Below are 13,208 nucleotides of genomic sequence, written 5' to 3'. Positions count from 1 at the left end.
GAGGTTCGCAACACGCGCTCGGGGCTCGCAACGCCACCGGTGACCGATGGTGTTGCGAGCCTCGCGGCGGCGGTGCGTACCCCCGGCCTGCTCAGTACACGTCGCGCACGTACCGCTTCTCGCGCTTGAGGGTGGTGACGTACTCGGCGGCCTGCTCGTCTTTCATGCCGCCGTGCTCGGCGACGATCTCGTGCAGCGCACGGTCGACGTCCTTCGCCATCCGCGACGCGTCGCCGCAGATGTAGAAGTGTCCACCCTCCTCGAGCCACGCGAACAGTTCCGCGCCGTGCTCCTTCATGCGGGTCTGCACGTAGATCTTCTCGGCCTGATCGCGGGAGAACGCCAGGTCCAGGCGCGTGAGCACACCCGAGTCGGCGAACTCGGCCAACTCCTGTTCGTAGATGTAGTCGCAGCCGCGCTTCTGGTCGCCGAAGAACAGCCAGTTCTTCCCCGTCGCACCCCGTGCGCGACGTTCCTGCAGGAAGCCGCGGAAGGGTGCGATGCCGGTGCCCGGACCGACCATGATCATCGGTGCGGTGTCGTCGGCGGGCACGCGGAAGGCCTTGTTCTTCGACACGAAGATGCCGACCTTGCCTTCACCGACACGATCGGCGAGGAAGGTCGAGCACACCCCGCGACGCTCGCGGCCGTCGGTGCCGTAGCGCACCGCCGCGACCGTCAGGTGCACCGAACCGTCGCACGCGTTCGGGCTCGACGAGATCGAGTACGCCCGGTGCTGCAGCGGACGCAGCAGCGCCAGGAACTGCTCGGCCGACAGCTCGGGCGCAGGATCGAGCAGGAGCACGTCGAGAATGTCGCGGCCCCACAACCATTCGTCGAGCGCGGCCTTGTCGCCGTGCCGCAGCACATAGGTGAGTTCCTCGTTACCCGTGTGTTTCTCGATCTCCTCGAGGAGATCGACGGACGGAGCGGTGATCTCGTAGTTGTAGGTGAGGAGGTGCTCGAGCGTGTCGTCGTGACCCTCGGGGACGGTCGCGCCGTCGAGACCGAGCCGACCGAGGATCGCGTGCACGAGTTCGGTGTCGTTGACGGGCACCACGTTCAGCGCGTCGCCCGCTTCGTATTCGAGACCGGAATCGGCGAGCGCGAACTCGTAGTGCCGAATCTCCTTGGCCGAGTCCTCCCCGGACAGGAGCACGTTCGACGTCAGCACCGCCGGATAGGGATTCTTGCGGGTCCACTGCGACTTCGCCCGGGCCGGCGCCGCGGGGGCGGGAGCGCCATCGCCCACGATGCCCTCGACGGCCGCGACGAGCGGCAGCGTCTCCGCGATCCACGTCGCGGCGAGCTCCTCGAACTCGACGTCGCAGTCCACCCGCGGCACGATGCGCTGCGCACCGAGCTGCTCGAGACGCATGTCGATGAGCTTGCCGGCCTGGCAGAACCCGTCGTAACCGGTGTCGCCGAGGGCGAGCACCGCGAAGTTCATGCCGTCGAGGCGCGGCGCGCTCTCGGCCGACAGTGCCTCCCAGAACAGCTCGGCGTTGTCGGGCATCTCGCCCTCGCCGTAGGTGGATGTGACGATCAGGACCTGGCCCAGACCGGCGAACCGGTCGAGGTCCATGTCGTCGAGAGCGCACACGACGGGCGCGAAGCCCTGGGTGCGCGCTGCAGCCGCGGCGTCCTCGGCGACGGCTTCGGCATTGCCGGTCTGCGAGCCGTAGAGCACGTGCAGAGCAGGCGCCGAGCCGACGGTCCCGGCATCGGCGGCGGGACCACCGGAGAACAGGCGGGTCTGCATCCCGGCGACGAAGCCGGAGAGCCACGACCGCTGATCGGTGGTGAACGGAGCGTCGAGGGGAATGAACGGGCCGGTGGTGGTCACGCGGAGACTCCCATCGTGGAGGTGAGGACGTTCGGGACGGCGTTGCGTGCGAACAGTTCCTCGTAACCGGGCAGGCGACCTGCGGCGTCGAGATTCTTGCGGCTCTGCAAGAGGATCCAGCCGTAGGTACCCGGCGCATCGACCGAGCGGACGTTGCGCAGGGCCAGGGCCTGCTTGTAGTCGTTCAGGCGCTTGTCGGCGACCAGCGCCGCGAGCTGCTCGTCGGTGTGATCGGCGATCGCCGCGAGGGCGTAGCGCTCGAGCTTCGCGACGAGGAAGAAGTCCTCCGTGAGCAGCAGATTGCGAGCGGCCTTCTGCACCGCCGGATCCGACACGTCGGTCGCGTCGGGGACCTTCTGCAGCGCCATCTCCTGCGCGGCGGCGAGCACCGTGTAGTTGTTGAGCAGCGCGTACATGGCCTCGGTGTCGGTCGCGTCCGGGGTGACACCACCGGCGACGGGAACACCCGAGCGGTAGTTCTCCTTGAACTTGCGCACCTGGTGCGCGACCAGCGCCGTGGCGACCTCGGCGGCGAGATCCTTGCGCGACGCTGCGGCGAGGATCTCGTCGAGGTCCTGGTACTGCAGCAGCGCGCGCGGCATGCCGTACGCGAAGCGGTGCTGCTCGACCTGCCAGTTGTCGATCAGGAAGCGGGCCTTCACCGAGCCGGTCGCCTCGACGTGCAGGTGCAGCAGCTGCAGCACGGCGGCGTTGTGGATCGCGGCCTGCGGGTCGTCACCGGTGATCGACCCGAGGACGATCGAGTCGGCGCTGGCCTTGCGGGGGAGCAGGCCCTCGGGGTCGTACTGGTAGACGAACCCGCCCGACATGCCGTTGCCGAAGCCCTTGCCGAACTCGCCGATGTTGAGCACCGCGCCGTTGGTCATGTACTCGCAGGCGAACTCGCCGACACCCTCGACGACGGCGGTGGCGCCGGAGTTGCGCACCGCGAAGCGGTCGCCGGCCTCACCCTCGACGAACAGGCGACCACCGGTCGCACCGAAGAGCGCGAAGTTGCCGATGAGCACGTTGCCGCCGCGTCGGTCGCTGCCGCCGCCGGGGGAGTGCAGCACGATCTGCCCGCCGCACTGGCCCTTGCCGACGCCGTCGTTGGCGGTACCGGTGTGCTCGATGTGCATGCCGTCGTTGCAGAACGCCCCGAAGGACAGGCCCGCCGAACCGGAGGTGGTGATGGTGACGGTGCCGTCGCGCAGCCAGCGGCGTCCGCGCTCGTCGTCGAGCACGGCCGGCAGGGCGCCGAGATCCTCGTGGTTGAGCATGCGCTCGATGTCGATCGCCAGCTGCGCGCCGACGCTCTTGTTGTTGTTCGTCAGCTGCACGCCGTCGCCGAGCGAGACGGTGAGCTCCTTCGCATCGACGAGGGCCTCGCGCAGCCGGGCCACCCACGCCTCGTCGAGCGAGTAGTCCTTCTCCATGTAGACCGGATTGTCGATGTGCACCTCGGGCAGCACCGCGAGCATCGCCCGCAGGTCCAGCCGGCCCACGCTCGACGGGTGGTCGAGCAGGTGCAGCAGGTCGGCGCGGCCACGTGCGTCGCGCAGCGACCGCAGACCCAGGCGGGCGAGCAGCTCTCGGGTCTCGTGCGCGACGTTGAGCAGATACTGGGCCATCGCCCGCGGATCGCCGTTGAACACTTCGGGATTCGTGGTCAGACCTGCCGGGCACTTGACGTTGCAGTTCTTCGCCATGACGCAGCCGAGCATCATCAGCGCGGTGGTGCCGAACTCGAAGCTGTCGGCGCCGAGCAGCGCGGAGACGATGACGTCCGACGCCGTCTGGTGCGCACCCGAGCAGCGCAGCACGACCTTGTCGCGCAGACCGTTGGCCGTGAGGGCCTGGTGGACCTCGGCCACACCGATCTCCGCGGACCGGCCCGCGTACTTCAGCGAGGTCACCGAGGCGGCACCCGTGCCGCCGGTGTTGCCGGCGACGTTGATGACGTCGGCGCCGGCCTTCGCGACACCCACGGCGATCGTGCCGATGCCCTCCGAGGAGACGAGCTTGACGATCACCCGCACCCGCGCCGCCTTGGCGTCGTGGATGAGCTGGGCGAGGTCCTCGATGGAGTAGGTGTCGTGGTGCGGCGGCGGCGAGACCAGCTCGACGCCCGGGGTCGCACCGCGCGCCGCGGCGATCTCCACCGTGACCTTCTTGGCGGGCAACTGGCCGCCCTCACCGGGCTTCGCGCCCTGCGCGATCTTGATCTCGATCTCCTCGAGCATCGGATCGGCGAGATAACCGGCCCACACACCGAAGCGGCCGGACGCGAACTGCTTGATGCGCGACCCGCGGATGGTGCCGTAGCGGGAGATGTGCTCGCCGCCCTCACCGCAGTTCGAGATGCCGCCGACCATGTTGGTGCCGTGGGCGACGGCCTCGTGGGCGTTGGAGTTGAGCGCGCCATGGCTCATCGCACCCGACGCGAGCGCCGGGGTGATCTCGTGCGCCGGCTGCACCCGGTCGAGCCGCACGCTCAGCGGGGCCTGGCGGACCTGCTCGAGATAGCGCGCGGCGTCACCGATCGCGTGCACGGTCAGGGTGTCGCCGTAGCAACGGTGCGAGACGATGCCGTCACCGAAGCGCGCGACGAGCGAGGCCGCGAGCGCATCGGGACGACGGTGGTCGTCTGCGAGCGGACCGGTCAGACGCAGGACGAATTCGCTCTCACCGACCCGCGCCGCGGAGATCCCGCGCACGAGCATCGAGTTGTTGCCGAACCGCGCGAAGCGGCCCATCTCCTTGGTGAAGTCCTCGGCGGTGACGGCGTAGGTGACGTCGGCGGGCAGGGCGAGCACGTCGCGCAGCGCCGCGGGACGCTGTGTGCGCTCGTCGGCCATCGTGCGGGCGAACGCGCGGTAACCCGGGGTGATCTCGAAGGCATCGATCTCGGCGGGTGTCAGGGCGCGGAAGCCGCCGTAGCGGTACGACGCGTCGTCGAGACCGTGCGCGTCGGAGAGCCGGTGCAGCGGCAGCAGACGCAGCGCGTCGGTCAGATCCGGCTCGGCCTCCTTCTCCACGGGCAGCGCGAAGGGCTCCTCGGTCATGTCCACGAAGCCGCGCACGGCGGTCGTGCCGAACGAGTGACCGGCGCCCTCGGCGCGCTCCTTGAACAGACCCAGCAGCGGGACGTCCTTCTCCGTCTCCACGGTGAGAGCGCGACGGTGCCAGTCGGCGACGGCCTGCGCGAGGGTGGTGAAACCGACACCGCCGACCGGGGACTTCACGTTCGGGAACCAGCGCGCGAGCACCTCGTCACTCGTGTCGAGATAGCTCGGCTCGAAGAACTCACCGCCGATGTACGACTCGACGGTGCACAGGCCGACGCGTCCCATCGTCTTCATGAGCGACTTCTCGGCCGCCTTGCGGAACTTCAGGAACGCGGCGTCGGCATCGTCGCCGAACTTCTCCTCGGCGCGCATCTGCACCGTGAGCGGATACACCGCAGCGGCACCGAAACCGAGGGTCGCGGCGATGTGATGCGACGAGAACAGCTGTCCGGATTCGACGATGACGGACACGCGCAGACGCAATCCCTCGTCGATCAGGCGCTGGTTGACCGCCGCGACGGTGAGCACCATCGGCAGTCCGGCGCGGTCGGTGGAGACGTGGCGGTCGGTGAGCACGGCGATGCCACCGGATTCGCGGGCGAAATCGGCAATGGCCTCGGCCGTACCGTCGATCGCGGCGGCGAGCGCGGCCGCGTTCGCCTTGGCGTCGTCGAAGACGGGGGAGTACAGCATCTCGAAACGCCGCACCGGGGTGTCGGACTGCTCGCGGATACGCAGCATGTCGAGGTGCGTGAGGATCGGGGTGGGCACCACGATCTGGGTCGCGGACGAGACGGGAGCACCGCTACCGGGGCGAGCACCGAGCGCGACGCGCAGGGTCATGCCGTCCGCTTCGCGGATCGAGTCCAGCGACGGGTTGGTGACCTGGGCGAAGCGCTGCGAGAAGTACTTGGCCACACCGCCTTCCTGATCCGACAGGGCGTTGATGGCGTTGCCGTAACCCATCGCGGAGATGCGCTCCTGACCCGACGCGAGCATCGGGTCGAGCATGAACCGGAAGGATTCCTGGTTGATGCTGTAGGACACGTAGCGCTGGTAACGCTCGAGATCGCCGTTGTAGCGCAGCGGGGAACCGGCCTTCTCGGCGGGAACCTCGGGCAGGGCATCGAGATTGCGGCGGGCCTCGTCGACGAGCGACGCGTAATTCTGCCGGGCAGCAAGAAGTTCGAGCGCCTCATCCGCTCCGTAGGAGCGGCGCGTGCGGTGATCGAAGTACAGCATGCCACCGGCCTCGATGCGGCCGCGACGCAGCACGGTCTCGGGCGCGAAGTCGAACTGGCCGGCCTCGGAGGTGACGGCGAGGTACTCTTCGGTCTCCACGGTGCGCAGCGGACGCAGGCCGAGGCGGTCGAGGCGCGCGCCGACGACGGTGCCGTTGCCGAAGACCAGCGCCGCGGGGCCGTCGTTCTTCTCCTCGTACAGGGAGAAGAACTCGAGCATCGCGCGGACCTGTGGCGACAGCTCGGTGTCGTTCTCCCAGGCAGGCGGCATCATCTGCACGACGGCGGTGACGAGGTCGAGTTCGTTGTGGGCGATACGCGAGGCCAGGGTCTGGTCGAAGCGGCAGCTGTCGGACTGTCCCGGCGGGCGAATGATGTCACGGCCCATCGCGCGGGCGAGGGCGCCCTCGAACAGCCGGTTCTTGCGATCGGTGTTCAGCTCACCGTTGTGCGCCATGAGGCGGAACGGCTGCGCCATCGTCGGATGCGGATCGGTGTTCGTCGAGAACCGGGTGTGGAAGAACAGGGTGTGCACCGCGTGCCGCGGATCGGTGAGATCGCGGAAGTACGGGATGACCTCGTGAGAGTTCAAGCGGTTCTTGAGAACCTGCGTGCGCGCACTGAGCGAGAGCGGGTACAGCCCGCCCAGTTCCGGCTCGGTGTAGGCGCGGGCCTCGACCTCGAGGAGCACGCCGTGCAGCAGTCGGTCGAACTCGTCGACGGAGTCGCACGCATCGGGCCGCGTGAAGATCCACTGACGGATCGGCAGCTGGTATTTCGTTGCGGCAGGACGCAACACGCTGTCGTCGACGGGGACGTCGCGCATCGTGAGCACGGTGACCCCGGCTCCGGCGAGTGCCGACGAGACGAGTTCCTCGGCATCGGCATGCGCCGCGGGATCGGTGGGGAGGAAGAAGTTTCCGACGCCGAAGTGCCCTTCCTGCAAGGGCTTTCCGGTGATCTCGGAGAAGAAGGCGACCGACAGGTCCACGTTGATGCCGGCTCCGTCGCCGACACCCTCGGCGGACATGCCACCGCGGTGCGGCACGACGCACAGGGCCTCGTGACCGCGGGTGAGCACGTCGTGGGTCTGCACGCCGTCCTTGCGGGTGATGAAACCGACACCACAACTGCTCTTGTCCAGCGTGCTGTCGTACAGGCCGGTGTCACTGGCGTGCGTCACGGACGTCCTCCTCGGTGCATCGAATTCGACGTCGACCGGCAGTGACGATGCGAAGAAGGGGAACGCGTGGGAAGGCGCAGCTCCTGAGGTGCATAGACGTGTGCCGGAGACGATGTGTGTGAATGCAGACGTCTTTGTCCGAATGCGCCGTGCGTTGCGACGGTGGAGCGCGCGAGCAGCAATGGCAAGTGTAGCGCACGTGTTAACTCCGGTGACGGCGGGATACATCACAACCCGCCGGGAGTAAACGCTTTATTGCGGGAGGGTCTTCGCTACGCTCGCGCCCAACCGCGTCGACAGGCCGGACTACGAGCAGGGAGAGCGATATGACCGACATTCTCGACCGCACGAAGATCTACATCGACGGGCAGTGGGTGGACTCCGACGGCGCCGGCCGCATCGAGGTCGTGAACCCGACGACCGAAGAGGTCGTCGCCGCGGTCGCCGAGGGTGCCGCCTCCGATGTCGATCGGGCGGTCGCCGCAGCGAAGGCGGCCTTCCCGGCCTGGTCCGCGCTCAGTGGTGCGTCGCGCGCCGCCTACCTGGAGAAGGTCTCCTCGCTGGCGAACGAGCGTGCCGACGAACTCACGAGCGTCGTCTCCCAGGACATGGGGATGCCCGCTCACTTCGCGCGTGCCATCCAGGTCGGGATGCCGCTGAAGAATATTGCCGCCTATGCGTCGCTGGCCGGAACGTACGACTTCGACGACCAGGAGATCGGCAACGCCCTGGTCGTACGCGAACCCATCGGGGTCGTCGGGGCGATCACCCCGTGGAACTACCCGCTGCACCAGGTGGTGCTCAAGGTGTTCGCCGCGCTCGCCGCCGGGTGCACCGTGGTGCTCAAGCCCACCGAGGTCGCGCCGCTGGTGACCTACGCGCTCGTCGACATCGTCGACGAGGCCGGCCTGCCGCCGGGCGTGTTCAACCTCGTCAGCGGTTACGGACCGGTCGTCGGCGAGGCCATCGCCGCACACCCCGACGTCGACATGGTGTCGTTCACGGGCTCGACGCGTGCCGGCAAGCGCGTCTCGGTCGTCGCTGCGGAGACGGTGAAGAAGGTCGCGCTCGAACTCGGCGGCAAGTCGGCCAACATCATCCTCGACGATGCCGACCTCACCGCCGCCGTCACCGAGGGTGTCGGCAAGTGCTTCCTCAACTCCGGCCAGACCTGCACCGCCCTGACCCGCATGCTCGTCCCCGCCGACCGTCTGCAGGAGGCCACCGCCGTCGCCGAGCAGGTCGCGCGGGCCTACACCCTCGGGCTGCCCGACGATCCGTCGTCGAAGCTGGGCCCGCTCGTCAGCGGCACGCAGCAGGCACGCGTGAAGGCGTACATCGACAAGGGCGTCGAGGAGGGGGCCGAACTGGTGCTCGACGGACGCGAAACCGAGTTCACCACCGGCTACTTCGTCGGCCCGACCGTGTTCACGAACGTCGCGCCGGAGATGACGATCGCCCGCGAGGAGATCTTCGGGCCGGTGCTGTCGATCATCGGATACCAGGACGAGGACGATGCGGTGCGCATTGCCAACGACAGCGAGTACGGCCTGTCCGGTGGGGTCTGGTCGGCCGACCCAGCGCGAGCGGAGGCCGTGGCCCGCCGTATGCGCACCGGTCAGGTCTACATCAACGGCGGCGCCTTCAACACCGACGCACCTTTCGGTGGTTACAAGCAGTCGGGTATCGGACGCGAGGCCGGTGTCTTCGGGCTCGAGGAGTTCCTGGAGATCAAAACGATCCTGCGCTGACGGCGGTGCCGTCGAATCTTGCGCTGACGGCGGTGCCGTCGAATCTTGCGCTGACGGCGGTGCCGTCGAATCTTGCGCTGACGGCGGTGCCGTCGAATCTTGCGCTGACGGCGGTGCCGTATCGTTTCGTCGGACCGGTCAGTAGTAGACCGCGCCGGGTACGCCGCCGCCCACGGCGATCGCATCGCGGGTGATGCCGATGCTGCGCGGGCTCGCGAGGAACGCGACGACGTCGGCGACCTCGCTCGCGTCGATGAGGCGGTTCACGGAGTTCTTCGCGATCTGCTGTTCCAGTTCGGCTATCGGCGTGCCCGTCTCGGCGGACTCCTCGGCCAGTCGCGCCGCCAGCCGTTCGGTGCGGGTGCGGCCGGGGTGGACCACGGTGACGTTGATGCCGTGCGGGCCGAGTTCGTCGGCGAGGTTCTTCGTCACGGCTGCAACGCTGACGTTCCGGACCGTCTGGGCGATGGAGTTCGCGCTGCGCGCGCCGAGCCCGCTGATGTTGATGATCCGGCCCCAGCCCTGCTCGATCAGGTAGGGGGCGACGGCGCGTGCGGTGCGCAGACAGCCGAGGATCTTGATCTCGACTTCGTTGCGCACGATGTCGTCGGTGGTCGCGGCGAAACTCGTCGGCTTGTCGGCGGTCCAGGGTGTGGCGGCGGAGTTGACGAGGATGTCGACGCCACCGAGTTCGGCGACGGCCCGCGCGACGAGTGCGTCGACCGAGGCCTGGTCGCTGGTGTCGGTGGGCACGGGAACGATTCGTCGCCCGGTCTCCTCCGAGAGGGTCTTCGCCGCGATGTCGAGATCGGCCGCGGTACGGGCCGCGATCACCACGTCGGCACCTTCGGTGGCCAGTGCCCGCGCGATGGCGTAGCCGATGCCGCGGCTACCGCCGGTGACGATGGACCGCTTGGCAGCGAGTCCGAGATCCATGCTGCCTTGTCCGTTCTTCGGGGATGTCCCGACGGTATGCCGACAGGGGAGCGGGCGGCCACATTTGCGACCGGCGTGATGCGAAGCGGTGGACGGCTACGGCGACGGCCCCCGCACCATGTGGTGCGGGGGCCGTCGGTGGTAGGTCTCAGGCCTTGCGGGTGCGGCCGAGGCGCAGCAGCGTCATCGCGAGCGTGCTGCCGTCGGTGCCGAGTTCGGCGAAGCGTCCCATGACGGCCATTTCCTCGGCCTGTGCTTCGCGGCTCGCGTCGGTGCCCTTCGCGGATGCTCCGGCGCGCTGAACGAGCTCCGAACGCCGCTTGATCACCGCGAGCAGCTGAGCGTCGAGCTCCTTGATCTGCTCGAACAGCTCCCCGAGCTCTGCCTCGGCCGACGAAGCTTCGCCGACGGACGCAAGGCCAGGCGAATCAAGCTGGACAGTCATGCAGACTCCTCCGGTCTCGTCTGAATCGTCACAGATTGTGTCGTGCTTACACCTATGGGTGTTACCGACACGTAGGGAAAAATTCTCGCGAGATTCTCCCATGCGCGTCCTGTTCCTTCATAAACGGCCGTGACCTGGTTCAACACCCTGATGGCCGGGGGGTATGTTAATTGTCACACCGACCGGTGCCAACTCGTGTGTCCGTCGGTGACGCCGCGCCCGAAGGGTCCGCATCGGGTCCGCCGCTCGAGGTAGCGTTCCGGCCGACCGGCAGGGCCGAGGACGTCGGGGCTCCTCGGTACACCTGGAGGGGAGACCGATGCGACGACCTGTTGTCCCGTGGGGTGGGCGCGGCACGGAGGCTGCGACTTCCGGTACCGAACCGACTTCCGGTGCCGAACCGACTTCCGGTACCGAACCGACTTCCGGTGCCGAACCGACTTTCGGTGCCGAACCGACATCCCACATCGAACCGCCGAGCGAATGGCAGCACGGCACGCGCAATCTGCACGTGTACGCAGCGGCCGGTGCGGCGGTGCTCGTGGCGATTTTCGCCGCGGCCCGCGGAGCGAGCGCGTGGGGCACCGATTCGGTGGGCGCCGACCGCTTCTATTCGATCCTGGCGGTGCTGATGCTGCTGACGGCGGCCTTCGGCGCCACCTTCTGGTGGCCTGCCGGATCTGGGGCCCGGCGACCGTCGTCGTGGCCTCCGAGCCGCACACCGCGGTTCCGGTACGTCGAGACGGCCGATCGCGGCAGTACCGAGATCGCGGGCCGTCGCCCCGTCTTCGGTCTGCTGCTCGCGATGGTGCTGTGCGGGACGTTCCTCTCGCTCGGCGCAGCCGTGGAGATCGTGGTCGGGAACGAGGGTCTACCTCTCGTGGCGCTGGTGCTGGCGCTCGTCGCCGGGGTGTGTCTGGCCTTCCTCGTGGAGGTGGCACTCGGGCGCATCCGGGCCGGTTCGCTGGTTCTCGGGCCGGACGGGATCAGGCTGCGCGGCTGGTTCGTGGAGTCCTATCTGCCGTGGGTGTCGGTGCGGGGTCTTCGTGCGGTCGACCGGGGGTTCCCGGAGATCTGGATCGAGGGGCACGGGTCGGCGGCGTGGGCGCGTCGGCGCACGAGTCGGGTGTTCCCCTTCGAGCGCCTGCCGTCCGAGCCCCGGATCGAGGTGGACTCACGGCATCTGGCCGTCGATCCGGTGCAGTTGTACCGTTTCCTCGAGTTCTACGTGGAGCACCCTCGCCACCGCCGTGAACTGGGCACACCGGCGGCTGCGGAACGTCTCGCGGAGGGTCCTCCGTTCACCGTCGACGACGAGTGAAAATAACGTAGTCCGTATTGCAGAATGGCGTTTCCGTTCCCGTTCCTGCAACTCGTGTTCGGACCTTCACAAGTGCGGCACTCGGTGCCGTAGCATCGAGTCAGACGCTTCGGGAGGACGCCTTCCCGAAGATCTGTGCGCTCGGCGGTGCCGGCGCGTGGACCCCAGGTGTTCGACCAGATTGGACGAGAAATGACCGCTCCGGAACGCATCGTCATCGTCGACGGCGCACGCACCCCCGTCGGCAGCTTCGGCGGCGCACTCAAGGACGTACCCGCGCACGAACTCGGCGCCACCGCGGTCCGCGAGGCGCTGCAGCGCGCGGGTGTCGCAGGTGAGGACATCGACGAGGTTGTCATGGGTTGCATCGGCCAGGTCGGTGCCGACGCCTACAACGCCCGTCGCGTCACCCTCGCCGCCGGACTTCCCGTCTCCACCCCGGCCCTCACCGTCAACCGCCTGTGCGGCTCGGGTCTGCAGGCCGTGTGGTCCGCAGCCCAGGAGATCCGTTGGGGTGCCGCGGAGATCACCGTCGCCGGTGGCGACGAGAGCATGTCGCGCATGCCGTTCTACGACTTCGGTGCCCGCAACGGTTACAAGCTCGGCAACCGCGAGCTCGTCGACGGCACCGTCGGCATGCTCACCGATCCGTTCAGCGGACTGCACATGGGCGTCACGGCCGAGAACGTCGCCCGCGAGTACGGCGTCAGCCGCGAGCAGCAGGACGAGTTCGCCCTCGAATCGCAGCGCCGCGCCGCCACCGACGCCGCGAAGGCCGCCTTCGCCGAGGAGATCACCCCGGTCGAGATCGGTGGCCGCAAGCCCGTCACCGTCACCGAGGACGAGCACCCCAAGCCCGACACCACCCTCGAGGTGCTCGGCAAGCTGCGCTCGGCGTTCATCAAGGACGGCACCGTCACCGCCGGTAATGCCTCCGGGATCAACGACGGCGCTGCCGCGCTCGTCCTGGCCCGCGAGTCGGTCGCCCGTGAACGCGGTCTCGGTGCCTCTGTCGTGCTCGAGTCGGTCGTCACCTCGGCGATGGAGCCCGAGCTGATGGGCTACGCCCCGACCCTCGCCCTGGTGAAGCTGTTCGAGCAGAACGGCCTGACCCCGGCCGACATCGACACCGTCGAGCTCAACGAGGCCTTCGCCTCGCAGGCCGTGGCGGTGGCGCGCGACGCCAAGCTCGACCCGGAGAAGACCAACCCCTACGGCGGTGCCATCGCCCTGGGCCACCCGGTCGGCGCGACCGGCGCGATCCTGACGCTGCGCGTCGCCAAGGACCTGATCCGTCGCGATCTCGAACTCGGCGTCGTCACCATGTGCATCGGTGGCGGACAGGCACTCGCCGCGCTGCTGCGCCGCGTATCCTGATCCGGGCAGGTTTCGAAGGACCGACAGTGGTGGGAGCGAT

Annotated in this window: 7 protein-coding genes; 3 read left to right on the top strand and 4 right to left on the bottom strand. The window is 68.3% G+C overall.

Translation table 11 applies throughout. The annotated features are described in order from the left end of the window. Nucleotides 1-91: 91 nt before the first annotated feature. Together M3330_RS04210 and M3330_RS04205 are read right to left on the bottom strand one after the other, a co-directional pair. Nucleotides 92-1,846 (bottom strand): sulfite reductase subunit alpha, encoded by a 1,755-nt coding sequence (locus tag M3330_RS04210; RefSeq protein ID WP_255027087.1) that lies wholly within the window; start codon nt 1,844-1,846, stop codon nt 92-94. Then, complete coding sequence (locus M3330_RS04205; RefSeq protein WP_255027086.1) at nt 1,843-7,338, bottom strand: glutamate synthase-related protein; 5,496 nt, start codon at nt 7,336-7,338, stop codon at nt 1,843-1,845. Before M3330_RS04205 ends, M3330_RS04210 begins: the two co-directional genes overlap by 4 nt. A gap of 326 nt (nt 7,339-7,664) precedes the next feature. Here M3330_RS04205 and M3330_RS04200 point away from each other — a divergent pair, with 326 nt between their 5' ends. Then, entirely contained in the window at nt 7,665-9,089 is a 1,425-nt protein-coding gene (locus tag M3330_RS04200; protein ID WP_024103652.1) for an aldehyde dehydrogenase family protein, read from the top strand. A 138-nt stretch (nt 9,090-9,227) separates the two neighbouring features. On the opposite strand, the gene M3330_RS04195 is transcribed toward M3330_RS04200, so the two are convergent. Continuing rightward, complete coding sequence (locus tag M3330_RS04195; RefSeq protein ID WP_255027083.1) at nt 9,228-10,025, bottom strand: SDR family NAD(P)-dependent oxidoreductase; 798 nt, start codon at nt 10,023-10,025, stop codon at nt 9,228-9,230. Between the two features lie 148 nt (nt 10,026-10,173). After that, the gene (locus tag M3330_RS04190) at nt 10,174-10,470 is read right to left on the bottom strand and encodes a chorismate mutase (protein ID WP_019288919.1); all 297 of its coding nucleotides are present in this window, start codon (nt 10,468-10,470) and stop codon (nt 10,174-10,176) included. A gap of 319 nt (nt 10,471-10,789) precedes the next feature. On the opposite strand from M3330_RS04190, the gene M3330_RS04185 reads away from it, so the two are divergent. Both M3330_RS04185 and M3330_RS04180 read left to right on the top strand, forming a co-directional pair. Further along, a complete protein-coding gene (locus M3330_RS04185) occupies nt 10,790-11,791 on the top strand; it encodes a hypothetical protein (RefSeq protein WP_255027081.1) in 1,002 nt (333 codons plus the stop codon). 192 nt (nt 11,792-11,983) lie between these two features. Beyond that, the gene (locus M3330_RS04180) at nt 11,984-13,168 is read left to right on the top strand and encodes a thiolase family protein (RefSeq protein WP_006552890.1); all 1,185 of its coding nucleotides are present in this window, start codon (nt 11,984-11,986) and stop codon (nt 13,166-13,168) included. Nucleotides 13,169-13,208: the final 40 nt, after the last annotated feature.

The sequence above is a fragment of the Rhodococcus sp. GA1 genome (genome assembly GCF_024321955.1).
GTDB classification, from domain to species: domain Bacteria; phylum Actinomycetota; class Actinomycetes; order Mycobacteriales; family Mycobacteriaceae; genus Rhodococcus; species Rhodococcus pyridinivorans.
Note: the sequence above shows the minus strand (reverse complement) of the source record. Positions and strands in the feature narration are given on the sequence as shown.

Bases quoted from the DNA above. Each gene is read 5' to 3' on its own strand.
- M3330_RS04185 (WP_255027081.1), top strand. From the start codon at position 10,790: ATGCGACGACCTGTTGTCCCGTGGGGTGGGCGCGGCACGGAGGCTGCG.
- M3330_RS04195 (WP_255027083.1), bottom strand. From the start codon at position 10,025: ATGGATCTCGGACTCGCTGCCAAGCGGTCCATCGTCACCGGCGGTAGC.
- M3330_RS04190 (WP_019288919.1), bottom strand. From the start codon at position 10,470: ATGACTGTCCAGCTTGATTCGCCTGGCCTTGCGTCCGTCGGCGAAGCT.
- M3330_RS04180 (WP_006552890.1), top strand. From the start codon at position 11,984: ATGACCGCTCCGGAACGCATCGTCATCGTCGACGGCGCACGCACCCCC.
- M3330_RS04200 (WP_024103652.1), top strand. From the start codon at position 7,665: ATGACCGACATTCTCGACCGCACGAAGATCTACATCGACGGGCAGTGG.